The sequence below is a fragment of the Gordonia caeni genome (genome assembly GCF_039537105.1).
GTDB lineage: Bacteria > Actinomycetota > Actinomycetes > Mycobacteriales > Mycobacteriaceae > Gordonia > Gordonia caeni.
In genome coordinates, this window is record NZ_BAAAZW010000003.1 from 108,234 (window position 1) to 134,143 (window position 25,910).

The following is a 25,910-nucleotide window of genomic DNA, read 5'->3' on the forward strand; positions in this document are numbered from 1 at the left end:
GTCGAGGTCAGGGGCGGGCGGCTGCGTTCGCCTGGTCGAGCAACTGCTGGAGCGCCTCGCGCGGCAGCATGCCGCCGGAGAAGGCGACGAGCCGACCGATCGGGATCGACCCCATCATCGCCGCCAGGTCGACGCCCATGGCTTCGCCCGAGCTCTCCTCACCGGCACCCATACCGGAGGCCATCGCTTCGATGATCGGCGCGAAGGCCTCGGCGCCCTCGGGGGAGGCGAGCACCTCGGCGATCGTCGACTCTGCGGTGAGGTCCGGCCGGCGAGGGTCACCGTCGAGGTCCACCGTCGCGGTGAGCCGGAGATCGCGGCTCGACGCACCCACCGCGACGGTGTACGTCCCGGGCTCCACGACGAAATCGCCGAAGCGGGTGTCCCAGTAGGCGAGGTCGTCGGCGGCGATGTCGAGCGTCACCTCCGTCGATTCACCCTGGGGCACTTGGACGTTGGCGAACGCCTTGAGTTCGCGAGGTGGTCGTGCGACGGCGGACGAGTCGGTGCCGACGTACACCTGCACCACCTCGCGGCCGTCGCGGTGCCCGGTGTTGGCGACCGTCACGCGCACCGTGATCCCGTCTTCAGCGGCCGTCACCGCGAGGCCGGAGTACTGGAAGTCGGTGTACGACAAGCCGTGCCCGAACGGGAAGGTCACGTCGAGCTCGCGGGCGTCGTACCACCGGTAGCCGATGAACAGACCCTCGCCGTAGGTCACGTGCCCGTGCTCGCCGGGGAAGTTCAGGTAGGCCGGGGTGTCTTGTAGGCGGACCGGCACGGTCTCGGCGAGCCGGCCCGACGGGTTCACGTCGCCGTAGAGCACGTCGGTGATCGCGCTGCCGACGGCCTGTCCGAGCAGAGCGGCGTCGAGCAGTGCCGGGGCGTCGATTCCGCTCAGGTCCACCACGCCGCCGTGGCACAGCACTACGGCGGTGCGCGGATTGGCCTCGAGCACCCGGGCCGCCAGCGACAGCTGGTCCGCGGGCAGATCGAGAGAAGTGCGATCGAAGCCCTCCGACTCCTGTCGGGCGGCCAGACCGAGGAACAGCACCACCGTGCCCGTCGACCGGGCGGCCGCCACGGCGGCGTCGGCCAGCGCCGGATCGGGCTCGCCGGTCGTGTAGCCGGGGTGGTAGTCGACCCGGCCGTCCGAACGGCGGCGCAGCTCATCGAGCGGGACGTCGACGCGCGTCGCGTTCACGTGCGACGACCCGCCGCCCTGGTATCGCGGGGTCGCGGCCAGCTCGCCGATCACCACGAGGTCGTCGCCGGGGTCCAGGGGCAGGAGCGGCGAAGCGGCCGGGTCGCCGGGCCGGGCGACGGCCTGGTTGCGCAGCAAGACGATCGCCTGGCCGGCGGCCTCCCGGGCGAGCCGGTGGTGTTCGTCGGCATCGAACTCGGCCGCCGGGTCCGGGTCGCCGGCCCGCTCGGCCAGCGCGCGCACCCGGTCGGCACAGGTGCGCAGTGCGGCCGGGTCGAGCCTGTGCTCGCGCACCGCGGCGGCGAGGGCCGCGTCGTCGGCGTCGCCCGGAAAGGGCATGGTCAGATCGAGTCCGGCGGCCACCGCGGCCACGCGGTCGGCCACCGCGCCCCAGTCGCTCACCACCAGGCCGCCGAAGCCCCACCGCTCGCGCAGCAGCCCGGTCAGCAGCGTCCGATCGGCGAAGGCGTGGACCCCGTTGATGCGGTTGTACGAGCACATCACCGTCCACGGTTCGCTCCGGCGAACCACGGAGCGAAAAGCCCTCAGGTAGAGCTCGTGCAGGGTGCGCTGATCGATGTCGGCGCTGACCCGCATGCGGTCGGTCTCCTGATTGTTCGCGGCGAAGTGCTTGAGCGAGGCGCCCACCCCGCCGTCCTGCAGGCCCCGTACCCAGGCCGCCGCCAGCTGCGCCGTGAGCACCGGATCCTCGGAGAAGTACTCGAAGTTGCGGCCGCCGAGCGGCGAGCGCTTGAGATTGATGCCCGGCCCCAGAACCACCGCGACCTGGGCCGCCCGCGCCTCGGCGGCGATGGCGGCGCCGAGGCGGCCGGCGAGCGCGGCGTTCCACGTCTGCGCCAGTCCGACGGCAGGCGGGAAGCACGTCGCGGGGATCGATCCGGCCAGCCCCAGATTGTCGGTCGCACCGTCCTGCTTGCGCAGGCCGTGCGGCCCGTCGGTCAGCATGATCGAGCGGGCGCCGCCTTCGGCTTCGGTGGTCCAGAAATCCCGTCCGCTGGTGAGTCGGGCCTGTTGCTCGACGGTGAGTGCGGTGCTGTGGTCGGTGGCCACGGACGTCTCCTCGGTCGGTGGAGCAGGGTGTGTCCTCGAGGGTAGGTGGCCGTGCGGCGGAGAACCGTGACTCGTGACATCGCGGACAGCGCTGTCGGGGTTGATAGTATTGCCGGGTATCGCCAGATCGCCGATCCAGGAGCGCAGCCGAATCGTGGGGCCCGAGCATCGACGAGCGGTCCCGGCGAATACCGGGGCGTTGAGGCGGTGAAGCCCGCGTGTTCTCCGCGACTCTGACACTGATCGCCGGGATCGTGCTCATCGTCGGCATCATCGCGGTGGGCGGGTACTTCGTCGCCCAGGAGTTCGCGTACATGTCGGTGGACCGAGCCCGGCTCGCGGCGGGCGCGGCCGCCGGGGATCCGGCTGCCGAACGCGCACTCGCGGTGACCGGACGGACGTCGTTCATGCTGTCCGGTGCCCAACTGGGGATCACCGTGACCGGCCTGCTCGTCGGTTATGTCGCCGAACCGCTCGTAGGCGCCTCGCTCGGCGTTCTGCTGGGCGGGCTGTCGGTACCCGCAGCCGTCAGTGTCTCGGTGGGCACCGTCGGGGCGCTGGTGGTGGCGACAGTGGTGCAGATGATCTTCGGTGAGCTGTATCCGAAGAACCTCGCGATCGCGGCGCCCGAACCGCTGGCGCTGCGGTTGTCGCGGTCCACCTTGATCTACCTGGCGGTGTTCGGCTGGCTGATAGCGATCTTCGACTTCTCCGCGAACCTGCTGCTGAAGCTGCTGCGGGTGACCCCGGTGCACGACGTCGATTCCAGTGTTTCCCCCGAGGATCTGAAGCGTGCTGTCGCCGATTCGCGGGAGAGCGGCGATCTGCCCGACGACCTCTCCCTGCTGATCGACCGCGTCCTGGACTTTCCCGACGACGACGTGGAGCACGCGATGATGCCCCGCGCACAGGTCGCCACCGTGCGGCCGGACGCCACGCTGGCCGACCTGCGCGCTCGGATGGCGCACGCGCACAGCAGGTATCCGGTGGTCGACGCCGCGGGTGAGCCGGTCGGCGTGGTGGAACTGGTCGATCTGCTGCGCAGCAGTGATCCCGAGGACGCGCCGGTCGCGACCATCATGCGCCCGCCGGTGCTGGTGCCGGCGCTGATGCCGCTGCCGGACGCGCTGGCCGAGATGGGGCGCGCCCACGCGCAGATGGTCTGTGCCATCGACGAGTACGGCGGCTTCGCCGGAATCCTGACCACCGAGGACATCGCCGAGGAACTGATCGGCGAGATCACCGACGAGCACGACGCCGATACGGACGACGCGATGGTGGCCGACGGTGACCGCGCCTGGCGGGCCGACGGGGGAGTCCACCTCGACGAGGTCCGGCGCACCGTCGGCCACGACCTGCCCGACGGTGACTACGAGACGCTGGCCGGACTGACCATCGCCGTCGCGGGCGACTTCCCGGCCGTCGGGCAGACGGTCCGGGTGCGGCTGCCCGACGATCCCGCCGATCTGGTGAACGATCGCCCGGTGCGCCGGTTCCTCGACGTGGAGACCCTGACGATCGCCAGACACGTGCCGCACGCGGTACGCGTGGTTCTTCGGGAGTTCGACGACACCGGACCGTCGGGGGCGGGACGATGAGCGACTCGCCGGTGCTCCTGGTCACCGTGACCGTCGCGCTGATCGCCCTCAGTGCGTTCTTCGTGATCATCGAGTTCTCACTGCTCGCGGCACGGCCGCACCGTCTGGAACAGCAGGCGCGCACCAGGCGGTCGGCGCGCGCGGCGCTGCGCGGGGTCAACGAGCTGACGATCATGCTGGCCGTGGCCCAATTGGGCATCACCGCCTGCACCTTCGCCCTCGGCGCCGTCACGAAACCCGCGGTCGACGCCTGGCTCGGGCCGCTGCTGGCCGGCTGGGGGCTGCCCGCGTGGCTCACCGATGCCGCCGCTTTCGGGCTGGCGCTGCTGGTGGTCACCTTTCTGCATCTGGTGGTCGGGGAGATGGCCCCGAAGTCGTGGGCCATCGCCCACCCGGAGCTCGCCGCGAACATCATCGGCGTTCCCGCACGCGCGCTGGCCTGGCTGCTGCGGCCCCTGCTGTCGTGGATCAACCGCATCGCGAATCGTCTCGTCTCGGCGAGCGGCTACGTCCCCGCCGACCGCCGAGCGCTCGGCGGGCAGGACATCGACACCATCGTTCAGCTGGTAGAGCACTCCGCCGCCGTCGGCACTCTCGACGACCGGTTCCGGAGTCAACTGGCGCACGTCCTCGAGCTGGAACGGATTCGTGTCGCCGACCTGCTGCCGGCCGATCGGTCGGCCCCGACGGCGGTTCCGGAGAGTGCGGTGGTGGGCGATGTGCGCGCCGCCGCCGCGACCTCGGGACATCTGCGCGTCCTGGTCGAGCGGGCCGGCCGGACCCCCGGCGTGGTGCACGTGCGCGACGTTCTGCTCGAGCCCGACATGCGTGCGGTCGCCGAACTGGTACGCGAGCCTCTCGCCGTGGACGCCGGGACCCCGGTGTACGAGGTGCTCACCCGCATGCGCGCCGACGGGGAGCCGTTCGCGATCGCCACCCGTCACGGGGATTTCGCCGGGGTGATCACCATCGCCGACGTGCTGGCGCGGATCCTTCCGAACGGGGCGGAACTGCGGCTGTAGCCACACCCGTCCCCGGCCCGTAGAGGAACCGGTCAGAACACCGCGACCATGGTCTGCGCCAGCAGCACCTTGACGATCATGCTGACCGGGAACAGCACCGCGTAGCCGAGGGCCAGCCGCTGGTCGGGGACCTTGCCCATCGCGAACGCGTACGGAGCGGGGTTCAGCTGCGAACCGGTGAGGCCGCCGAGTGCCCGTGCGGTGCCGTAGTGCAGCACCATGCGCAGCCCGATGATGCAGATCAGCGCATGGGCCAGGGAGATGGTCAGGCCCAGCGTCACCAGACCGACGGCGTCGTTCGACAGCGCGGTCACCAGGCCGCCGCCGGCACCGAGGCCCACCGCGGACAGGAAGACCAGCAGGGTGAACTGGTTGAGGGTGTTGGCGACGTTGCCGGGCAGCGTCCACACCACCGGCCCGGTGCGCCCGACCGCACCGAGGATCACACCCACGATCAGCGGGGCGGTGGCGGTGCCCAGCGTCAGCGCGTTGCCGCCGGGAAGCGGGATCTCCAGGAAGGCCAGGCAGAGACCGAGAGCCAGGCCCAGTCCCAGGCCGATGGGGTTGATGTCGCCGGCGGTCCGCTCGGAGTCGCCCAGGGCGGCCGAGATCTCGGCGAGGCGGTCCCGGGGGGCCGTCACCCGCAGCCGGTCGCCGCTCTGCAGCACCAGGTCCGGCGTGGCGATGATGTCGACGTCGCCGCGGCGCACGCGGCTCACCACCGCGTCGAAGCGCTCTTCCATCCGCAGTTCGTGAAGCTGGTGACCCACCGACTTCGGGTCCGACAGCGTCACCCGGCGGAAGTCGATGGCGCTGCGATCGAGCCACGGCTCGGTGATGGCCGCCCGCCCGAGTTCGGCGACGATGCGGTCGGCCTCGTCCTGGCGGGCGGTGATGGTGATCAGGTCGCCGGCCGCGAGCGCCTCGGCGTCGTGGGCGACCACGGTGGTCCCGTCGCGGGTGAGACGCGAGATCACCGCGGGGTAGCGGGTGTCGAAGTCGCGCACGGTCATGCCGGGTTCGTCGAGCAGTTCCAGCGTTCGCACCACGATCGGGGGTGTGGGCTCACGATCCTCCGGGGTGGGCTTACGTTTTCCCAAGCCGATCAGATAAGTGCAGGCCAGGATGGTGAGGAACACGGTGATCGGGTACGCGACGGCGTAGCCGATGGCCGGTTCGGTCGGGATCTGCCCGTCCACCGCCAGCTGCTGCTGCACCGCGCCGAGCGCGGCGGTCGCCGTGCCGGCACCGGCGAACGAGCCGGCGATGGTGCCGATGTCGAAGTCGAAGGCCCGTCCGACCCCGAGGGCGACGCCCGCCATCGCGAGGATCGCCAGGACGGAGACGACGACCGGCTTCCACTGGGTCCGGATCGCGCTGAGGAACGCCGGGCCGGCGGCGATGCCCACCACGTAACAGAAGACGCACAGCGACAGGCTGGTGACGATCGGCGGCAACTCGACGTCGGGATTGATGGCCGAAAGGGCCAGCGCCACGAACAGGGCGCCCGCCGGACCGAAGCTGACCGGGCCGAACGGGATGCGTCCGACGATGCAGCCGACGCCGATGCAGAAGAACAGAGCGAGTAGCGGACTATCGACGAACCACTGCACGGCGCCTCCAGGGTCGGTGCCCGGGATGTCCTATCCCGACTGGTATGCGCTGATCCTAAATCGTCAGCGGCACCGGCGCCGGGGTTCTGTCGTCACCCCTGCCGTGCCTTGAAACGCGGATTCTTCTTGTTGATGACGAACACCCGGCCGCGTCGCCGGACCACCTGGGCTCCCGGCTGATTCTTGATGGACTTGAGCGAGTTGCGAACCTTCACGCTTCCTCCTAATGAGAATGATTGTCATTAGACTACAGCACGGTCCGCCTGTAGAGACGACTCGACCGCCCCGGCGGGGCCGGGGCGGTCGAGGTGTTCGGGTTCCAGGGAGCGGTCAGTGCTCGTCGTAGTGATCGTCGTGCGGGTGGTGGCGATGGCCGTCGTGCACGTAGTCCACGTGACCGTCGTGCTCCACCTTCTCGTGGCCGCAGTCGTCGCCGTGGGTGTGGTCGGGGTGCTCGTGAATCTTGTGATCGCTCATGGATCACACCGTAAGGCAACTCATGCATATATTGCAATATGTGCATGGGTGAGGATCGGCGCCCGCCGGCGGTGAGCGCGCCCGCAGGTGCGACTACTCGCTGGGGGCGGGCTCCAGAACGAACACCGGGATCTGCCGGGAGGTCTTGGTCTGGTATTCGGCGTACGGGGGGTAGGCGGCCACGGCCAGTTCCCACCAGTGTTCGCGTTCGGCGCCGTCCACCTCGCGGGCGACCAGCTCGGTGACGGTGTCCCCGTCCTGGGCGGTGACTCGCGGGTGGGCCTTGACGTTGAAGTACCAGGACGGGTGCTTCGGGTCGCCGCCCTTGGAGGCCACCATCGCGTACTTGCCGTCCTCCTCGACCCGCATCAGCGGCACGTACCGCTTCTTGCCCGACTTGGCGCCGGTGGTGGTGAACAGCACGATAGGGCGGTCGTAGACCTGCACGCCGTCGGTGCTGCCGTCGGCGAGGATGCGCTGGGTCTGATCGCGGACCCAGTCGGTGGGGCTCAGTTCCGGGGTTTCACTCATGGTCTGGTCAACGCATCCGCGCCCGGGCTGATTCCCGCAGGGGGGGGCTACTCGCAGATCGCTCCGCGGGAGGCCGAGGTGACCAGTTTGGAGTATTTGGCCAGTACACCGCGGGTGTAGCGGGGCGGCAGCGGCTCGAAGCCGTCGGCCCGTGCGGCGAGCTCGTCGGCGTCGACGAGGATGTCGAGGGTGCCGGCGGCCACGTCGAGTCGGATCCGGTCGCCGTCGCGGACCACGGAGACGGGGCCGCCGTCGACCGCTTCGGGCGCCACGTGGCCCACGCACAGGCCGGTGGTGCCGCCGGAGAAACGGCCGTCGGTCAGCAGGAGGACGTCCTTGCCCAGCCCGGCGCCTTTGATCGCGCCGGTGATGGCCAGCATCTCGCGCATCCCGGGACCGCCCTTGGGGCCTTCGTAACGGATCACCACTACGTCGCCGGCACGGATGGTGCCGTCCTCGAGGGCGTCCATGGCGGCGCGTTCGCGGTCGAAGACGCGGGCGACGCCTTCGAAGACGTCGGAGTCGAAGCCGGCGGACTTCACCACGGCGCCCTCGGGCGCCAGGGTGCCGTGCAGGATCGTGATGCCGCCGGTGGGGTGGATGGGGTCGTTCAGGGCCCGCAAGACCAGCCCGTCGGGGTCGGGCGGGGCGATTCCGGCGAGGTTCTCGGCCACCGTCGCGCCGGTCACCGTCAGGCAGTCGCCGTGCAGTAGTCCGGCGTCGAGGAGAGCCTTCATGACGACGGGGACGCCGCCGATCCGGTCGACGTCGGTCATCACGTGCGCGCCGAACGGTTTGACGTCGGCCAGGTGGGGGACGCGTGCGCCGACGCGGGCGAAGTCGTCCAGGGAGAGTTCGACGTCGGCCTCGTGGGCGATGGCGAGCAGATGCAGGACGGCGTTGGTGGACCCGCCGAAGGCCATGACCACCGCGATCGCGTTCTCGAAGGCCTCCTTGGTCATGATGTCGCGCGCGGTGATGCCGCGGCGCAGGAGTTCGACGACGGCGGCGCCGGACTCGCGGGCGTAGCGATCACGCCGGCGGTCCGGGGCGGGCGGCGCCGCACTGCCCGGAAGCGACATGCCCATCGCCTCGGCGGCGCTGGCCATCGTGTTCGCGGTGTACATCCCGCCGCAGGCGCCTTCGCCCGGGCAGATCGACCGTTCGATCGTGTCCACGTCGGCGCGGCTCATCAGGCCGCGGGCGCAGGCGCCGACGGCCTCGAAGGCGTCGATGATCGTCACCTGGCGTTCGGCCCCGTCGGAGAGGGTGGCGTAGCCGGGCAGGGTGGATCCGGCGTAGAGGAAGACCGAGGCCAGGTCGAGGCGGGCGGCGGCCATGAGCATGCCGGGCAGGGACTTGTCGCAGCCGGCCAGCAGGACCGAACCGTCCAGGCGTTCGGCGCTCATCACCGTCTCCACGCTGTCGGCGATCACCTCGCGCGAGACCAGCGAGAAGTGCATGCCCTCGTGGCCCATCGAGATGCCGTCGGAGACGGAGATGGTGCCGAACTCGAGCGGGAAGCCGCCGGCCTCGTGCACGCCGTCCTTGACGGCTTTGGCGAGGCGGTCGAGGGAGAGGTTGCAGGGGGTGATCTCGTTCCACGACGAGCCGACACCGATCTGCGGTTTCACCCAGTCGTCGTCGCCCATGCCGACGGCGCGGAGCATGCCGCGCGCGGCGGCACGTTCCAGGCCGTCGGTGACGTCTCGGCTCCTGGGCTTGATGTCGGGGTGCGTGTCATCGTGAGTGCCCATGGCCTCAACGATAGCCAGGTCTCCTGTCCGGCGTCGGCGGTCCGGTGACCGGCTGGGCGGCGCTCAGCGATTCGCCGCGCGCAGGATCTCGCCGGCCGTGTGGCGGCCCGAGCGCACCGCGCCCTCCATGTAGCCGCTCCACTCGACGGCGTACTCGGCACCGGCCCAGTGAATCCGTCCGATCGGCTCACGCAGCGCGGGGCCGTAGCTGGTCCAGGTACCGGGGGCGAAGTGGGCTCCGTAGCAGCCGCGAGTGAATTCCTCTGCGCTCCAGTCCTTCTCCAGATACGTCATAGGAGTGGCCGCGGCGGGGCCGAAGTAGCCGGTGAAGCAATCGAGCACCTGGCGCCTGCGCTCCCCGTCGGGCAGCCGCTGCCAGCGGCGGGCATCGCCGCCTTCCACGAATCCGAGGAGGACGCCGATCTCGGCGCCGGGAGGGGAGACGTCGAAGGTCACCTTGACCGGGCCGGTGTCGGAGACGGCTTGCCCGTTGAGGTCCTCCTCGCGCCAGAACGGCGTGGGGTAGGAGGCGAAGCACTTGACCACGGTGCCGGCCGGAGCGCGCTGGGTCAGCTGGTCGCGCCAGGCGGGGAGCAGGGGGTCGTAGTCCAGGCGCCCGGCGAGCGTCGGGGGCACGGCGACGATGACGTGCCGGCCGGTGAAAGCCGTTCCGTCGCCGGCGGTCACGGTGATCCCGTCTGCGTCCTGAGCGATGCGACGGACCGGCGTGTTCAGGCGGACGTCGAGGCCGGTGGCGAGGCCTTCGGCCACCTGGACCGAGCCGCCGGCCACCCGGTCCTTCTGGGCGCCGCGATCGGTGGACGCGAGCGTCTCCAGGTCGCCGTTGCTCGCGGTGTAGAAGAGCGTGTGCAGGAGGGACAGGTCCGCCGGATCGGCCGCGTAGACCGCTTCGGCGAGCACCCGGAAGTAGGCGCGGCCGGTGGGGGTCCGCAGGTTCCGGCGCACCCAGGTCTCGTAGGTCTGGCCGTCCAGGGTCTCCGCTTTCGGATGTGTCCAGGGGGCGCGCGGATTCACGCTGCGGGCGAGCCGGCCGTAGCGGGCCAGTCCCTGGGCGAGGTCGGCGAGGGCGATCGGGTTCAGTTTCGGCGTGGCGCCCTTCGTGGGGGCGAGGCGTGAGCGTTTGCCGCTCAGGTCGAGCAGGAGTGAACCGGCGTCGTTCCAGGTCGGGAAGGTCTCGAGGCCCAGGTCCGCCACGAGGCGGTACATCTCGCTGTGGCCCTCGCCGATCCACGTGCCGCCCAGCTCCACCGGGTGGCCGTCGATGACGTCGCCCTCGGTCCGGCCGCCGACGCGGTCGCGCGCTTCGAGCACGATCGCCGACCGTCCGGCGTCGAGGAGCGTTCGGGCCGCACTCAGGCCGGCCAGCCCGGCTCCCACCACGACGACATCGGCATCTCGCACGGCGGATCCCTCCTACAGGCTCCCACCAGGATAGGTGCGCGGCCACGTCCGTCGCGCCGTTCGGTGCACGCGTGGGGGTGTTACGCGAAGGACGAACCCAGCTTCCGGCTCCGAACCCAGCGCTCGCGACCGCTGGGTTTGCGGACGGGAGCTGGGTCTTTAGTGGACGGCGCAGTCGGTGCCGCAGGCGTCGAGGTTCCGGATTGGTCGTCTGCAGAAACGTGAAAGCCTGGACTGGGATTCGACTGAAACTCTGGACTCGCTGCTGATATGTCGTTGAACTGCGCGTATGCAGGAGGTGTGCGGCCACGCTTGTCGGCGGCGGTCGAAACCTGAACGGTTTCGGCGGTCCAAAAGTGAACCGTCTCTAGTTTAGGTTTCTTGTTCGGCTTTATGATCGTCTTCCCCCAGCAGGGGCATCCGCAGAATCCCCTGACAGCCGAACGCGGGCGCGAAGACGTAGCCGCGCAGCCGCCAGGACGTCTTCGCGAAGTCCCGATCGGCGAACCGTCGGCCGGCTTCTAGTACCGCCCACCCGAAAGCCCTTCTCGGTGAGCCGGAGCGCGGCGACGTTCCCACCGAAGTCGGAACCGATCACCAGAACGCCGAAGTCGGTGCTGGTCACCGCGTCAACGACCCAATTCCCGACGCAATCTCCGCGCAGTGGCCAGCGCGCGCGGGGTAGCGCGGGCGACCCGACTTGCGGTGCCGTACAGCCCGGTCACCGCGGCCAGCAGCAACGGCGAGACCTTCTCGTTGGCGGGATAGAAGTGGATGTCCGCGTTCGGGAATGACGGCGCGACGAGGACGGCCTTAGTGGCACAGAACTTCCGGATCCCGGCCGCGCCGTGCCGGGTTCCGATCCCGGAGGTCTTCACCCCGCCCATCGGCAGCCCGAGGGCGAAGCAGTGGGTGAGCATGTCGTTGACGGACACGGTGCCGGCGTCGATGCGGCCGGCCAGCTCGGCCCCGCGCGCCCGGTCCCGGGTCACGATGGTGGCCGCGAGACCGTAGCGGGTGTCATTGGCCAGGCGCACTGCCTCGTCCGCGTCCGCGACCTTCATGATCGGCAGCAGCGGACCGAACGTCTCGTCCGTCATGCACGCCATGGTGTGGTCGACGTCGACGAGGACGGTGGGCTCGTAGAAACGGCCGGTGACGCCGCGCACCGGCTGACCGCCTACCAGCACCCGCGCACCCTTGGCGACGGCGTCCCGCACCTGCGCGTCGATCACCTCCAGTTGGTCGGCGGTGATGATGGCGCCGACGTCCACCGAGCCGGGAGCGACGGGCACCCCCTGCCGCAGTGCCGACACCTTGGCTACTACGCGGGAGACGAACTCGTCGTACACTGCCTCTTCGACGTAGAACCGCTCGGTGGACAGGCACACCTGGCCGCTGTTGACGGTGGCGCCGAACACGGCGAGATTGGCGGCGCGCTCGAGGTTGGCGTCGGCCAGCACGATCATAGGGTCCTTGCCGCCGAGTTCCAGCGAGGCCGGGATCAGCCGCTGCGCGGCCTGCGCGCCCACCTTGCGGCCGGTGGCCGTAGACCCGGTGAACATAACCATGTCGACGACGTCGACCACGGCGGCTCCGGTGGCCCCGGCACCGGTCGCGATCTGGAACACACCTTCGGGCATGCCGCACTCTTCCAGTCCGCGGCGGATCACCTCGATCGACAGCGGGGTGATCTCCGACGGCTTGAGGATGACCGCGTTCCCGGCGGCCAGCGCTGGGATCGAGTCGCCGAAACCAATGGTGATCGGGAAGTTCCAGGGCGCGATGATCCCCACCAACCCGTACGGCCGGTAGTAGCTGCGCAGCCGCCTACTCAGCACGAAGGGCGAGCTCGCGGCCGCCTTCTGGGGCCGCAGGTACTTCTCGGCGTTACGTGCCCAGTGACCCAGGGCGGTCAACGGGTAGGCCAGCTCCAGGACGCTGTCCTCGAAGACCCGCCCCGTTTCGGCCTGCAGGATCTCCAGGAGTTCGTCGGCGTGGTCGCTCATCCACTGCTGCATGCGGCGCAGCACCAGCGCGCGACCGTCGAAGCCCATCGCCTCCCACCCCGGCTGGGCGGCGCGGCCGCGCGCGGCGAGTTCGGCGACGGCCGCGGCGTCGAAGACCGGCGCCGAACCGATCTGGAGGCCGGTGGCCGGATTGACGACGGCGATCCGCTCGTCGGTCGACGCCGCTGCGCCGGGAGCGGGGGTGCTGGAGTCGGTGGTGCTGGTAGTCATCGGACAAGGCCTCCGGGAAGAGTGGTGACGGGGGTCGCGGCCGCCGCGGGTGCGGCCGTCTGGTCGGTGAGGTAGCGGTCGGCGATCTGCCGTTTGACGAGCTTGCCGGTCTCGGTCCGGGGCAGGGTCCGCACGAAGTCGACTCGGCGCGGGGCCTTGTAGTGGGCGATGTGCCCGCGGGTGTAATCGATCAGCTCCGCCGCGAGCTCGGGGCCGGCCGCGTCGAAGTCCACCGGCTGCACCACCGCGGTGACCGATTGGCCCATCTCCGGGTCGGGGGTGCCGATCACGGCGACGTCGTGCACCGCGGGATGCATGGTGAGGACGTTCTCGGTCTCCTGCGGGTAGATGTTGACCCCGCCGGAGATGATCATGAACGAGGTGCGGTCGGTGAGGTACAGGTAGCCGTCCTCGTCGACGTGGCCGATGTCCCCGGTGGCCAGCCACGTCGGATGCTGCGGATGCTGCACCGAGCGGGTCTTGGTGTCGTCGTTGCGGTAGGTGAACGAGACGCGCTTGCGCTCGAAGTACACCTGCCCGTCGACGCCGGCGGGCACCTCGGTGCCGTCGTCGTCGCAGATGTGGAGGGTGCCGACGATGGCACGCCCCACCGATCCGGGCTTGGTGAGCCATTCGTCTGGGCCGATGAACGTGGCGCCGTGGCCTTCGGTCGACGAGTAGCCCTCGTACAGAACCGGCCCCCACCACTCGAGCATGGCCTGCTTGACGTCGACGGGGCACGGCGCGGCCGAATGCATGGCAATCGTCATGCTGGAGACGTCGTAGCCGGCCCGCGTGGCCGCGGGGAGCTTGAGCATCCGGACGAAGTGCGTCGGCACCCACTGGCTGTGGGTGACCCTGTAGGTTTCGATGCAGCGCAGTGCGATCTCCGCGTCGAACTTGCGCATCACCACCACCGTGCCGCCCACGCCGTGCACGGCACCGATGAAGCGCAGCGGCGAGGCGTGGTAGATCGGTGCCGGGGAGAGGTAGATGGTGTCGGCGTTCAGCCGGTAGGGGCCGGCGAGGGAGCGGACGAACGAGTTGCCCACCTCGGCGACCGGCCTACCCGGCAGCGGCGCCTCGATGCCCTTCGGGCGGCCCGTGGTGCCGGACGAGTAGAGCATGTCGTATCCGGCGGGCTCGTCCTCGAGGGGCTCCGCCGACACACCGTCGAGGACGTCCTCGTAGTTCTCGTGCCCGGCGACGGGCCCGCCGTAGGCGAGCCGGAGCTCGACGGCAGGCGTGGCGTCGACGATGCCCGCGGCGACATCCGTGCAGGCCACCGAGGTCACGAAGGCGCGCGCCCCGCAGTCGTCGACGATGTAGGCCACTTCTTCGGCGCTGAGATGGTTGTTCACCACCGTGATGTAGAGCCCGGAGCGCATGGCGGCCCAGTACACCTCGAAGGCCCGCGGCGCGTTGTCGGTCAGAAGCGCCAGATGATCCCCGGGACGCAGTCCGCGCTCCCGGAGCACCCGGGCCAGCCGCGCCGAGTTCACATCGAGGTCGCCGTAGGTGAGCGTCTCCCCGGAGTCGGCCATCACCACGGCGGCCTTCCCGGGAGTCGTTCGGGCATGGAATCCGGGATACATCGCGTCCTCCGAGTCGGGATGGTCTGGCCGGGGGCCATCTCTGGGTGGCACCGCCCCGAACCTATTGACTGTACGTGCGGTCAATACGTATTGTGGTGTGCACCACGCTCGGTGTCAAGTGGACGTAGGGTCGGAATTCAACCTTCGTATCCCCGCTACACCTCACCGCTCGCAGCCGCGTGGCCCCTCTTGTCAGACCCCACACCGACCCCCGGTGACGAAGGAGCAAACGATGTCCCGACCACAGACCCTGTGCGAGGCCTTCCAGCAGACGGCGGCGGCCCGCGGCGAGGCCCTCGCCCTGCGCGGCTTCGACTCCGGCCAGGAGTTCACCTGGCACCAGTACGCGGCCGAGGTCGAGCGGATCGCCGGCGGGCTCGCCGCGCTCGGAGTCGGCCACGGCGACACCGTCGCGACCATGCTGACCAACCGCCCCGAGTTCAACCTCGTCGAGACCGCGGCCTCCCACCTCGGGGCCACCACCTTCTCGATCTACAACACCAGCTCCGTCGATCAGGTCGCCTACCTGCTCGAACACGCCGGGACCTCCGTCGTGGTGACCGAACGGGCCTTCCTCGAGCGGATTCATTCGGCATCCACACCCGGTCTGACGGTGCTCACCGTGGACGACGGCGACCTGGACGCGCTGACCCCCGCCGCCGACTTCGACTTCGAGTCGACGTGGCGCGGCGTGCGCCCCGGCGACGTCGCCTGCCTCATCTACACCTCCGGGACCACCGGTTCACCCAAAGGCGTGGAGATGACCCACGCCAACCTGCTGGCCCTGGCCGACTCGGTGTCCGCCGTCTTCCCCATGTCCGCCGCCGACCGCGGCGTGTCGTACCTGCCGTCGTCGCACATCGCCGACCGGTGCATGGGCCACTACTTCCACCTGCTCTACGGCAGCGAGCTCACCTGCGTCGCCGATGCCGCCCGCATGGTGGAGGCACTGCCGCAGATCACGCCCACCTACATCGTCGCCGTCCCGCGGTTCTGGGAGAAGATCAAGCTAGGCGTCGAACTGCAGCTGCGCGCCGCACCCGAGATGGCCGAGGCACTGGCAGCCGGAAGCCCGCAGGTCGCGGTCGCGCTGCGCGCCAAGCTGGGCCTGGACAGCCTCCGCTGGGCCATGTCCGGCTCGGCCGCCATCCCGCCCGAGGTGTACCGCTTCCTCACCACCCTCGGCCTCCCGGTCTCGGAGGTGTGGGGCATGTCCGAATGCGGCCTCGCCTCCGGCGCTGATCCGTCTGTGGCCAAGAACGGCACCATCGGGCCCCTGCTGCCGGGCATCGAGGGCAAGCTACTCGACGACGGCGAGCTGCTCATCCGGGGCGCGACGGTGATGAAGGGCTACCGCAACGAGCCGGCGAAGACCGCCGAGACCGTCGACGCCGACGGCTGGTTGCACACAGGCGACATCGCCACGATCGACGACGACGGCTTCCTGGCCATCGTCGACCGCAAGAAGGAGCTGATCATCGGTGCCGGCGGCAAGAACATGTCCCCGGCGAACATCGAGAACGCCATTTCCTCAGCCTCCCCATTGATCGCCCATGTCGCGGTCATCGGCGACGCTCGCCCATACAACGTCGGCCTCATCGTCCTCGACCCGGAGGCGACGGCCGCCTTTGGCTTCGACCTCGACCCGAACGTCCTCGCCGCCGACGCCAAGGTCCGGGAACTGGTCCGCCAGAGCGTCGAGGAGGGCAACGCCCAGCTCTCCCGGGTCGAACAGCTCAAGAAGTTCACCATCCTCCCGACCTTCTGGGAGCCGGGCAGCGACGAGATGACCCCCACATCCAAGCTTCGCCGGAAGCAGATCACCACGAAGTACGCTGAGGAGATCGACGAACTGTACGCGTAACCGAGGAGCGAACGCGCGACCCACCCGGACGGCGGTACGACCGCGTGTCACGAGTCATCCGGTCGCGCGAAGGAGTGAGGCATGGCAGGTCGGCCCGGCCGCAAGGACGAGATCCTGGCGACGTTCATCAGGCATGTCGCCGAGCGCGGCTATGACCAGACCAACCTCGGCGACATTGCCGCGGAGTTGCAGATGTCCAAGGGTACGATCGTGCACCACTTCGGCACCAAGGCCCAGATCCTGCGGGATCTGGAAGAGAGCTACATGAACCGGCGTCGGGGCGAGGTCGACCTCCTCTGGGAGAAGTTGACCTCCCCCGCCGACCGGGTGGCCGCCATCATCTATGCGACGGCGTTGTACCAGGTCACCGACCGCGACGCGACGATCGCCACGCAGCGTGAGGTGATCCAGCTGGCCGACGATCCGGAGATGCGCAAGATCCGGGGCCTGCGGGCGCAGATCCAGCAGCTGGTGAGTGACGAGATCGCCGCCGGCGTCGAATCGGGCGTGTTCCGCCGCATCGACCCCGACGTCGCCACGATGCTGGTATTCGGCGCCGGCCAGTGGATGTGGACCTGGTTCAGGCCCGGCGCCCCGAACACGCCCCAGTCTGTCGGCGCCACGATGGTCGACATCGTGCTGGGCGGGCTGCTCGCCGATCGTTACGGACTCGCTGAGCTCGCCGATCCGGACGGCCGGGTGGCCGGCTTCGTCCGCGACGTGCTCGAAGCGACGCCCCAGTAAAAACCCGCCTCGCCCGTCGTCGCTCACCTCCCGCGGAGTCGCGGCGAGGATCTGCGACCACTTGACTGACCGTTCGTACGGTCAGTAGAGTGGGCCGTATCGCGGATCACGAAATGATTGACACCTACCGGCGTTTCCCTCCGCGTCATTCCCGCCGCACCCAAGGCGGTTTCAGCCTCTGCGCCGCGAGACAGAAGGAGACATCATGACCATGCCGGACCTGGGCAACCCCGACACCTACGCCGCGGGATTCCCCTACGACGAGGTCGCCCGTCTGCGGCGCGACCACCCCGTCGCCTGGATCCCCGAGCCCGCCACCGACGACTTCCCGGGCGGCCCCGGCTTCTGGTACCTCACCCGTCACGCCCACGTGATGGAGGCCAGCAAGCAACCCGAGATCTTCAGCTCCGCGGCCGGCGGGACCTGGATCCGTGACGTACCGCCCGCCGAGCTCGCGATTCAGCGGCAGGCCATGCTCAACATCGATCCGCCCGAGCACGGCAGCATGCGCAAGATCGTCAGCAAGGCCTTCACTCCCCGCTCCGTCGGCCAGATGGCCGACTCCATCACCGCCCACGCGGAGCAACTGGTGGACTCGCTCGGCGACGGCGGCACCATGGACTGGGTGGACCGGGTCTCCTCCGAACTGCCCGTCCTGGTCCTGGCCGACATCCTGGGCGTCCCCACCGAGGAACGCCACAAGCTGTTCGACTGGACCAACCGCATGGTGGGCTTCGACGATCCGGAGGCGGTGGACAAGAAGTCCTACGTGTCCGCCTTCCTCGAGCTGTTCGCCTACGCGCGCGAGAAGACCGCTGAGAAGCGCGCCAACCCGACCAACGACGTGTGGAGCACCGTCGTCAACGCCGAGGTCGACGGCGAGCGCCTGACCGACGAACAGCTCGACCGGTTCTTCCAGCTGCTGGTGATCGCCGGCAACGAGACCACGCGCAACCTGCTCAACGGCGCCCTCGTCCTGCTCGACAAGCATCCGGACCAGTGGGCCGCGCTGCGCGCCGACCCCGACCTGATGCCGCAGGCCGTCGAGGAGATCCTCCGGATGTTCCCGCCGATCATGGCGTTCCGACGCACCTGCGTGCAGGACATCGAACTGCACGGCCAGAAGATCTCGGCCGGCGACAAAGTGGTGCTCTCGTACGCGGCCGCCAATCGGGACGAGGCCGTCTTCGAGAACCCGGACACCTTCGACATCACCCGCACGGAGAACCCCCACCTGTCCTTCGGCTTCGGCACCCACTTCTGCCTGGGCAACGGCGTCGCCCGCCTGGAGGCGCGCACCCTGCTGAACGCGATCTTCGCCCGCTTCCCCACGATCGAGCTGGCCGGCGAACCGGAGTACCTGCGCTCCAACTTCGTCAACGGCATCACCTCCCTGCCCGTCCGTCTCACCCGCTGACAGGAACTTCCTCGTGACCATCACCACCGGTTCCTGGGACACCCCCGAGCGTCGGGCCCTTCGTTCCCTCGCCGCGGACTTCACCCGCCGCGAGATCACCCCGCACATGGACGAATGGGAACGCGACGGCGCGGTGCCGCGGTCCCTGCACATGGGCGCAGGCGAGCTCGGGCTCCTGGGTCTGTCCTTTCCCGAGACCGTCGGCGGGGGCGGCGACCTCATCGACCTGTTCATCCTGGTCGAGGAGATCATCGGCAACGGCGGCAGCCCCGGCGTGTGCGCCGCCCTGCTCACCCACACCATCGCCACCCCGCACATCGCGGCCGCCGGCGACGCCGCGCAGATCGACGCCTTCGTGCGGCCGACCCTGGCCGGGCGGGCCATCGGGTCCCTCGGCATCACCGAACCCGGGGCGGGGTCCGACGTCTCGTCGATCTCCACCCGCGCGCGGCGCGACGGCGACGACTTCCTGGTGACCGGGGCCAAGACCTACATCACCTCCGGGGTGCGGGCCGACTACGTGACCACCGTCGTGCGGACCGGCGGCGCCGGCCACTCCGGACTGTCTCTGCTGGTCATCGACACCGACAGCCCGGGGTTCACCGTGACCCGCACGCTCGACAAGATGGGGTGCCGCTGCTCGGACACCGCCGAACTGAGCCTGGTGGACGTGCGCGTGCCCGCCGCCAACCTGGTCGGGGCCGAGGGCAGCGCCTTCGCCCAAGTCATGCCACGCCTGGACGGCGAACGTCTCCAACTCGCCGTCCAGGCGTACTCCACCGCCCAGCGCGCCCTGGACCTGACCATCCCGTGGGCCCGCGAGCGCACCACCTTCGGTCTTCCGCTGGCCCAACGCCAGGTGATCCGGCATCGGCTGGCCGAGATGGCCCGGCAGGTGACGGTCGCGCGGGTCTTCGTCCGGGACGTCACCAGCCGGTACGTCGCCGGCGGGGTAACCAGCGCCGAGGTGGCAATGGCCAAGAACACCGCCGTCGCCGCCTGCGAGTCGGTGGTCAACGACGCCGTCCAGATCTTCGGCGGCATGGGCTACATCCGCGAGAACGAGGTGGAGCGGCTCTACCGGGACGCCCGGATCCTTGGGATCGGCGGCGGCTCCACCGAGATCATGAACGAGATCATCGGCAAGAACCTCGGCCTGGACTGACCCGTCACCTGCCACAGCGAATCCCCCGGCGGCCCGAAGGCACCGGGGGATCCGCTGTTGAGAAAAGCTATTGACTGTACGTGTGGTCAGTCACTACGATTGCATGGACGTGATCGACACCACGAACCCATCCGCGAAACTCATTCCAGGAGAACCCATGTCTGAACCATCGACCCTGCCCCAAGCATTCCAACGTCAGGTCGAGCTGCAACCGGATGCGGTCGCCCTCCGGAGTCATGACGGAGCGATCTCCTTGACGTGGCGCGAATACAACGGAGAGGTTCGCCGGATCGCCGGCGGTCTGGCGAACCTGGGCCTCGAGCGCGGCGACGTTTTCGCGACCCTGCTGACGAATCGTCCTGAGTTCAACCTCACCGAGATGGCCGCGAATCACCTCGGCGCAACAACATTCTCGATCTACAACACATGTTCACCGGAACAGATCAAGTATCTGCTCACGCACTCGGGCGCACGCATCGTCGTCACCGAGGAGCAGTACGTGGACAAGATCAAGGCGTCAGGCGTCCAGATCGATCACCTGCTCGTCGTTGACGACGGTGACGTCGACCGCCTGGCACCCGAGCCCGACTTCGACTTCGAGGCGGCATGGCAGTCGGTCTCGCCGGACGATGTCCTGTGCATCATCTATACCTCCGGAACGACCGGTGACCCGAAGGGAGTCGAACACACTCACGCCGGCGTGCTGGGAATGTCGAAAGCCTTCGGCGCCGCGTACCCGACGGATGACACCGACTCAGCGATCTCGTACCTCCCGTCGGCCCATGCCGCGGACCGGTGTTGCTGCTACTACTTCGGCACGATCAGCGGCGCGCAGATCACGACCGTCAGTGATCTCAAGCAGCTCCCCGAAGCACTCGTGGACGTCCAGCCGACCGTTTTCGCTGCCGTCCCGAGAGTGTGGGAGAAGATCAAGATCGGCGTCGAGCTCCAACTCGGCGCGAACGAGCAGGCGAAAGCGGGCTTCGACGCCGGAGTTCCGGAAGTCGTCGATGCGATCCGCGCCAAGCTCGGCCTCCGCCGGCTGAAGTGGGCGATCTCCGGAGCGGCTCCGTGCCCACAGGGTGTCTACACGTTCCTGCAGAATCTCGGTGTTCCGGTGAGCGACGGGTGGGGAATGTCGGAAGTCGGATTCGCTACCGGCGCCACGCCGGAAGAGGCGCGGCACGGCACGGTCGGCCGCCCGTTGCCCGGCTACGAGTGGAAGCTGCTCGACGACGGTGAACTGCTGATCCGTGCACCATTTCTCATGCGGGGATATCGCAACGATCGGGCGAAGACCGCAGACGCCATCGACGCGGAGAACTGGTTCCATACCGGCGACGTCGTGACCGTCGATGACGATGGCTATTTCCGCGTCGTCGACCGGAAGAAGGAACTCATCATCAGCGCCGGCGGCAAGAACATCTCGCCGATCAACGTCGAGAACGCGATCTCGACGTCCTCGCCGCTGATCGGCACCGTTGTCGCGATCGGTGATGCGCGACCGTACAACGTCGCGTTGATCACTCTGGACCCGGAGGCGGCACCGGTATTCGCCGCCCAGCTGGGGCTGGAGGCGGACCCCGCACTTCTCGCAAGCGATCCGAAGGTGCGGGCGCTCGTACAACAAGGCGTGGACGCAGGTAACGAGCAGCTCGCTCGCGTCGAACAGGTCAAGAAGTTCGAGCTGCTTCCGGTCTTCTGGCCGTTGGGTGGCGACGAACTGACGCCGACCGGAAAGCTCATGCGCAAGCCGATCAATGCCAAATACGCAGCAGAGATCGAGTCGATGTACGCCGAGAACGGTTCGATGTGATGCGCCGCCGAGATCCGCTGCGGGACGGGTCGGCGCCCGGAGAGTTCGACTACGACTGGATCGTGATCGGATCCGGCTTCGGGGGAAGCGTGGCGTCCTTGCGCCTCGCCGAGCGCGGGTACGCGGTGGGCGTCCTCGAATGCGGTCGGCGCTATCACACTGAGGATCTCCCGAAGTCGACGTGGAACCTCCGCAAGTACTTCTGGATGCCCAAGTTCGGCATGCGCGGAATTCTGCGGCTGACGTTCTTCAAGGACGTGTCGATCATTTCCGGCTCGGGGGTTGGCGGTGGAAGCCTCGTGTACGGCCAGACGCTGTACCGAGGCACCGATCGCTTCCGCGACTCGGTGAACCAGGCGATCGGCGAGGAGACCGACCTCGACCCTTTCTACGATGTCGCCGAGCGGATGCTGGGCGTGGTTCAGACGCCCCGAGAATCATCCCGCGACCGGATGATGATCGCCACCGCCGAGGATCTCGGCATCAGCGCGAGCAGCTTTCATCCGACGCGCGTCGGCGTGTTCTTCGGTGAACCCGGCAAGACGGTTCCGGATCCCTATTTCGGAGGCGAGGGGCCGGACCGAGCCGGTTGCACGTTCTGCGGCCGCTGCATGGTCGGATGTCGAGAGAACGCCAAGAATTCTCTGGACAAGAACTACCTCCACCTGGCGAAGCGCCGCGGTGTGGAGATCCAAGCGGACAGAATGGTCGTTGATGTGCGGCCGATCGGGGCATCGGACGGCTCCGACGGCTACGAGATCATCTCCCGCGATCCCGGCGCGTGGGTGCGCCGACGTACCACGGCGCTCCGTGCGCGCGGCGTCGTGTTCGCGGCGGGACCGGTCGGCACCAATCAACTCCTGGCCAGCTGCAAGATCCGCGGTTCGCTGCCCGGTCTGTCCGATCATCTGGGCAGGGACGTGCGAACGAACGCCGAATCCATCGGCGCGATCACCTTGCGGGATGGCACGGCCGACATCTCCGAAGGGCTGTCGATCAGTGGAAGTCTCTGGCTCAACGAGGATATGCACTTCGAGCACGTCACCTACGGCGGTGCAGCCGACTCGATGGGCGGTCTGTTCCTCCCGATGACCGGTGACGGCACACGCGTGACCCGCCCGCTCCAGCTCATCGCTCGAATCGTCCGGCATCCGATCGACTTCGGCCGTTCGGCACGGATGAAACGGTGGTCGACTCGCTCGATGGCTATCGGCGCGATGTGGAATCGCGACGGGGCGCTGGAGCTGCGGCCGAAGAAGAAGCTCTTCGGCCGTGGCGTCCGCCTGCAGACACATCAGGACCCGAACAACCCGAACCCGACGTTCATCCCGCAAGTCAACGAGTTTCTGACGAAGATGGCCGAGAAGTACAACGGTATCGCCCAGCTGTGGGCGACCGAAGCATTCAACATGCCGTTCACGGCGCACATCCTCGGCGGGGCCGTCGTGGGAACCAGCCCGACGACGGGCGTCATCGACTCGCAGCACCGGGTGTACGGCTACCAGAAAATGCTTGTCACCGACGGCTCCGCGATGCCGGCGAACGCCGGCGTCAATCCCAGCCTCAGTATCACCGCACTCGCCGAACGTGCGATGTCGACGGTTCCGGCCAAGGACGGCAGTTCGGTATCCGGCGGTATCGGCTACCGCTGAGGCGGATTGTGGCGCGGCTACCGCGCCACGATCCGCCCAGGTCGCTGAGCGGCCGACAGCGGATCCTTGACAGCCCGGATGAAGGCTGCCCACACCAGATTTGACCGCACGAACAGTCGATGAGTGTTGCGACTGGGAACGGAGTTGACCGATGACAGCCATACCGGCCGTCCAACTCGGCACCGAGATGATCGGCGGCAGAAAGCCGGAAGCCGTCCTCCCGGCTGACAAGCCTCATCCCCGGCGACGGCACCTCGACACCGCAGCGCGCGATGTCTGAGCGAAACCGGCCTGCGAGCGAGCACATTCGCCTCGAGTTCACAGGCCGCCTTGCCCACATCACCTTCGCTCGGCCTCGGCGACGGAACAGCATGACGCTCGACATGATCGAGTGGCTGCGCGACTGTGCTCGCACCGTCGCGGCGAGAACCGAGCTCGGAGCTGTGCTGATCGACGCGGAGGGCCACGACTTCTGCGCCGGCGTGGACCTTGCCGAGTTCGATGCGATCCCCGATGCCGCGGAGCATGCGCGCAGAGGTGTGACGCTGGCGCAGCAGGCGATCGCGGCCTTCCATTCGATTCCCGTGCCGGTGATCACCGCTGTCCAAGGTTCAGCGGCTGGTGGGGGTTTGGGAATCGCGCTGTCGGGCGACATCGTTCTCGCCGCGAGCGATGCCCGGTTCATCGCGCCCTATAGCCAGCTGGGCCTGTCTCCGGACGGCGGAGTCTCGTGGCAACTCGTGAGGTTGCTCGGGTCAGCTCGAGCCACGGACGCCCTGCTCACCGGTCGTCCGATCGTCGCGGACGAAATCTTCGCCTTGGGGCTCGTCAGTCGCCTGTACCCGCGAGACGAGCTTCGATTCGAAGCCGAACAGATCGCGACCGATCTGGCCAACGGGCCGACCGCGGCGTTGATCGCGACCAAGCGGCTGGCCAGGTCCGCCTCAGCACAGGGGTTCGAAGACCAGCTGCGCGACGAACTGGAGTCATTCGCTCGGCTGGGCGGGCAACCGGACCAGATCGAAGGCGTTGCCGCGTTTGTCGAGCGCCGTCCACCCGCCTTCAACGAGGCGGAATCGGACGAGGGAACACGTTGAGCGCCTGAAGCGCTGCCGTCGCCGATGATCACCAGCAGGCACAGCTTTCCTGCACCACGCGGACGCTGAGCGCGTGGCGTCGACCTGCCGGTGCAGTCCCCCGAGACCGCGCCGGCAGGCCACCCGCTCCCGCGGCAGCCCCCGCCGTCAGGGCAGGTAGATGGACTGAAGCCGGCGGTAGGCGGCCAGGCCCTCGGGACCGAGCTCGCGGCCCAGCCCGCTGGCCTTGACCCCGCCGAACGGCGAGCCCAGATCCATCGTGAAGCCGTTGACCCCGATGCTGCCGGTGACGACCCGCGACGCCAGCGCGCGGCCCCGCTCGACGTCGGCGGTCCACACCGTGCCGCCGAGACCGTAGTCGGAGGCGTTCGCGAGGGCGACCGCCTCGGCGTCGTCGGTGTAGGGGATCAGCGACACCACCGGGCCGAAGATCTCCTCGTGGGAGACCGTGGCGTCGTTGTCGACGTCGGCGATGACGGACGGTTCGACGTACCAGCCCCGGTCGAGTCCGGCGGGGCGCCCGCCGCCGGTGGTGATCCGGCCGCCTTCGGCACGTCCCTTCTCGATGTAGCCCTCGACGCTCGCGCGCTGACCGGCACTGACCAGCGGTCCGATCAGCGTCGCCGGGTCGAACGGATCGCCGATCCGGTAGGACCGCACGGTGTCGGTGATCGCGTCGACGAGCTCGGTGTAGCGGCTGCGCGGCAGGAGGATCCGGGTGCTGATGAAGCAGCTCTGCCCGCTGTTGATGAAGCTGGTCTCGAACAGGGAGCGGGTGAACTGGTCCACGTCGACGTCGTCGAGCACCACGGCCGCCGATTTGCCGCCGAGCTCCAGCGTGATCGGCCGGATGAGCCGACCGCACTCGGCCGCGAGGTGGCGGCCCACCTCGGTGGATCCCGTGAAGCCGACCTTGTCGACGCCCGGGTGGGTGACCAACTGCTGGCCGGCGCCGCGGCCGGTGCCGGCGATGATGTTGAGGACGCCCGGCGGCAGCTCGGCCGCGGCGGTGGCCTCGCCGATGAGGAACGCGTCCAGCACCGTCTCCGACGCTGGCTTGAGCACCACCGTGCACCCGGCCGCGAGGGCGGGGGCGATCTTGAAGAAGCTCAGGATCTGCGGGAAGTTCCACGGCACGACGGCCGCGACCACACCGATCGGCCGGTTGCCGATCACGGTGGAGCCGCGCACGAGCGACGTGCGGATCTCCTCGCCGTCCTGCGCCTGCGCCAACCCGGCGTAGTAGCGGACGATGGCCGCCGGAACGGCGCCCTCGGTGCGCCGCCCCACCTTGACCGGCATTCCGTTCTGGCCGGAGACCCGCGCGACGAACTCGGCGGACCGGGCCTCCAGCTCGTCGGCGAACCGCTCCAGCGCGGCGCGCCGGCGCGCCGGGTCCCAGGTGGACCAGCCGGTCGGGTCGTCGAAGGCCCGACGGGCGGCGCTCACCGCGGCGTCCACGTCGGCGCCGTCGGACGACGGGACACTGCCGAGAACCTCTTCGGTGCTCGCCGAGGTGACCGTGATCCGGTCGGTCGAGGAGGTCGGGATCCACTGACCGCCCACATAGTTCTTGTCGTAATCGATCGTCATGCAGCTATACTAACCGTACGGTCGGTCAATAG

19 protein-coding genes and 1 pseudogene are annotated in these 25,910 nt (G+C 68.8%); 9 read left to right on the forward strand and 11 right to left on the reverse strand.

Going from position 1 to position 25,910, the window contains the following annotated elements:
• Positions 1–7: 7 nt before the first annotated feature.
• Positions 8–2,275 carry a glycoside hydrolase family 3 C-terminal domain-containing protein gene (locus ABD732_RS05615; protein WP_344781477.1) on the reverse strand — a complete coding sequence of 756 codons (2,268 nt, stop codon included), beginning with the start codon at positions 2,273–2,275 and terminating at the stop codon, positions 8–10.
• Between the two features lie 218 nt (positions 2,276–2,493).
• Here ABD732_RS05615 and ABD732_RS05620 point away from each other — a divergent pair, with 218 nt between their 5' ends.
• Positions 2,494–3,873 carry a hemolysin family protein gene (locus ABD732_RS05620; protein WP_344781479.1) on the forward strand — a complete coding sequence of 460 codons (1,380 nt, stop codon included), beginning with the start codon at positions 2,494–2,496 and terminating at the stop codon, positions 3,871–3,873.
• Positions 3,870–4,895 (forward strand): CNNM domain-containing protein, encoded by a 1,026-nt coding sequence (locus ABD732_RS05625; protein ID WP_344781481.1) that lies wholly within the window; start codon positions 3,870–3,872, stop codon positions 4,893–4,895. The genes ABD732_RS05620 and ABD732_RS05625 overlap by 4 nt, the downstream gene beginning before the upstream one ends.
• A gap of 32 nt (positions 4,896–4,927) precedes the next feature.
• Here ABD732_RS05625 and ABD732_RS05630 read toward each other — a convergent pair whose 3' ends face one another.
• From ABD732_RS05630 to ABD732_RS05670, 9 genes and pseudogenes are all read right to left on the reverse strand, one after another.
• Complete coding sequence (locus ABD732_RS05630; RefSeq protein ID WP_344781483.1) at positions 4,928–6,508, reverse strand: aspartate-alanine antiporter-like transporter; 1,581 nt, start codon at positions 6,506–6,508, stop codon at positions 4,928–4,930.
• Positions 6,509–6,600: 92 nt separating this feature from the next.
• A complete protein-coding gene (ykgO, locus tag ABD732_RS05635) occupies positions 6,601–6,723 on the reverse strand; it encodes a type B 50S ribosomal protein L36 (protein WP_344781485.1) in 123 nt (40 codons plus the stop codon).
• Positions 6,724–6,838: 115 nt separating this feature from the next.
• The gene (locus ABD732_RS05640) at positions 6,839–6,985 is read right to left on the reverse strand and encodes a zinc transporter permease (RefSeq protein WP_344781487.1); all 147 of its coding nucleotides are present in this window, start codon (positions 6,983–6,985) and stop codon (positions 6,839–6,841) included.
• Positions 6,986–7,078: 93 nt separating this feature from the next.
• Positions 7,079–7,516 carry a nitroreductase family deazaflavin-dependent oxidoreductase gene (locus ABD732_RS05645; RefSeq protein WP_344781489.1) on the reverse strand — a complete coding sequence of 146 codons (438 nt, stop codon included), beginning with the start codon at positions 7,514–7,516 and terminating at the stop codon, positions 7,079–7,081.
• A 47-nt stretch (positions 7,517–7,563) separates the two neighbouring features.
• A complete protein-coding gene (ilvD, locus tag ABD732_RS05650; protein WP_344781491.1) occupies positions 7,564–9,273 on the reverse strand; it encodes a dihydroxy-acid dehydratase in 1,710 nt (569 codons plus the stop codon).
• 63 nt (positions 9,274–9,336) lie between these two features.
• Positions 9,337–10,695: a flavin monoamine oxidase family protein gene (locus ABD732_RS05655; RefSeq protein ID WP_344781493.1), complete on the reverse strand. Its 1,359-nt coding sequence runs from the start codon at positions 10,693–10,695 to the stop codon at positions 9,337–9,339.
• A gap of 408 nt (positions 10,696–11,103) precedes the next feature.
• Positions 11,104–11,320 (reverse strand): annotated as a pseudogene (locus ABD732_RS05660) (NAD(P)-binding protein); the annotation flags it as partial.
• Positions 11,321–11,324: 4 nt separating this feature from the next.
• Positions 11,325–12,935, reverse strand: a complete 1,611-nt coding sequence (locus ABD732_RS05665; RefSeq protein WP_344781495.1) for an aldehyde dehydrogenase family protein — start codon at positions 12,933–12,935, stop codon at positions 11,325–11,327.
• Complete coding sequence (locus ABD732_RS05670; RefSeq protein WP_344781497.1) at positions 12,932–14,530, reverse strand: acyl-CoA synthetase; 1,599 nt, start codon at positions 14,528–14,530, stop codon at positions 12,932–12,934. Before ABD732_RS05670 ends, ABD732_RS05665 begins: the two co-directional genes overlap by 4 nt.
• 232 nt (positions 14,531–14,762) lie before the next feature.
• Between ABD732_RS05670 and ABD732_RS05675 the strand changes: the two genes are divergently transcribed.
• From ABD732_RS05675 to ABD732_RS05705, 7 genes are all read left to right on the forward strand, one after another.
• Entirely contained in the window at positions 14,763–16,394 is a 1,632-nt protein-coding gene (locus ABD732_RS05675) for an AMP-binding protein (RefSeq protein WP_344781499.1), read from the forward strand.
• An 81-nt stretch (positions 16,395–16,475) separates the two neighbouring features.
• Positions 16,476–17,138: a TetR/AcrR family transcriptional regulator gene (locus ABD732_RS05680; RefSeq protein ID WP_344781501.1), complete on the forward strand. Its 663-nt coding sequence runs from the start codon at positions 16,476–16,478 to the stop codon at positions 17,136–17,138.
• Positions 17,139–17,343: 205 nt separating this feature from the next.
• On the forward strand, positions 17,344–18,555 hold the full coding sequence (locus tag ABD732_RS05685) for a cytochrome P450 (RefSeq protein WP_344781503.1): 1,212 nt from the start codon (positions 17,344–17,346) through the stop codon (positions 18,553–18,555).
• 13 nt (positions 18,556–18,568) lie between these two features.
• Positions 18,569–19,720, forward strand: a complete 1,152-nt coding sequence (locus ABD732_RS05690; RefSeq protein ID WP_344781505.1) for an acyl-CoA dehydrogenase family protein — start codon at positions 18,569–18,571, stop codon at positions 19,718–19,720.
• A 157-nt stretch (positions 19,721–19,877) separates the two neighbouring features.
• On the forward strand, positions 19,878–21,536 hold the full coding sequence (locus ABD732_RS05695) for an AMP-dependent synthetase/ligase (protein ID WP_344782008.1): 1,659 nt from the start codon (positions 19,878–19,880) through the stop codon (positions 21,534–21,536).
• 62 nt (positions 21,537–21,598) lie between these two features.
• Complete coding sequence (locus ABD732_RS05700; protein WP_344781507.1) at positions 21,599–23,188, forward strand: GMC family oxidoreductase N-terminal domain-containing protein; 1,590 nt, start codon at positions 21,599–21,601, stop codon at positions 23,186–23,188.
• A 272-nt stretch (positions 23,189–23,460) separates the two neighbouring features.
• A complete protein-coding gene (locus ABD732_RS05705; RefSeq protein ID WP_344781509.1) occupies positions 23,461–24,285 on the forward strand; it encodes an enoyl-CoA hydratase/isomerase family protein in 825 nt (274 codons plus the stop codon).
• 147 nt (positions 24,286–24,432) lie between these two features.
• Here ABD732_RS05705 and ABD732_RS05710 read toward each other — a convergent pair whose 3' ends face one another.
• Complete coding sequence (locus ABD732_RS05710; protein ID WP_344781511.1) at positions 24,433–25,878, reverse strand: aldehyde dehydrogenase; 1,446 nt, start codon at positions 25,876–25,878, stop codon at positions 24,433–24,435.
• Positions 25,879–25,910 lie beyond the last annotated feature (32 nt).

Coding starts and splice junctions, on each gene's coding strand:
- ABD732_RS05625 (WP_344781481.1), top strand. CDS start 3,870: ATGAGCGACTCGCCGGTGCTCCTGGTCACCGTGACCGTCGCGCTGATC.
- ABD732_RS05640 (WP_344781487.1), bottom strand. CDS start 6,985: ATGAGCGATCACAAGATTCACGAGCACCCCGACCACACCCACGGCGAC.
- ABD732_RS05645 (WP_344781489.1), bottom strand. CDS start 7,516: ATGAGTGAAACCCCGGAACTGAGCCCCACCGACTGGGTCCGCGATCAG.
- ilvD (WP_344781491.1), bottom strand. CDS start 9,273: ATGGGCACTCACGATGACACGCACCCCGACATCAAGCCCAGGAGCCGA.
- ABD732_RS05665 (WP_344781495.1), bottom strand. CDS start 12,935: ATGACTACCAGCACCACCGACTCCAGCACCCCCGCTCCCGGCGCAGCG.
- ABD732_RS05670 (WP_344781497.1), bottom strand. CDS start 14,530: ATGTATCCCGGATTCCATGCCCGAACGACTCCCGGGAAGGCCGCCGTG.
- ABD732_RS05675 (WP_344781499.1), top strand. CDS start 14,763: ATGTCCCGACCACAGACCCTGTGCGAGGCCTTCCAGCAGACGGCGGCG.
- ABD732_RS05680 (WP_344781501.1), top strand. CDS start 16,476: ATGGCAGGTCGGCCCGGCCGCAAGGACGAGATCCTGGCGACGTTCATC.
- ABD732_RS05685 (WP_344781503.1), top strand. CDS start 17,344: ATGACCATGCCGGACCTGGGCAACCCCGACACCTACGCCGCGGGATTC.
- ABD732_RS05695 (WP_344782008.1), top strand. CDS start 19,878: ATGTCTGAACCATCGACCCTGCCCCAAGCATTCCAACGTCAGGTCGAG.
- ABD732_RS05705 (WP_344781509.1), top strand. CDS start 23,461: ATGTCTGAGCGAAACCGGCCTGCGAGCGAGCACATTCGCCTCGAGTTC.
- ABD732_RS05710 (WP_344781511.1), bottom strand. CDS start 25,878: ATGACGATCGATTACGACAAGAACTATGTGGGCGGTCAGTGGATCCCG.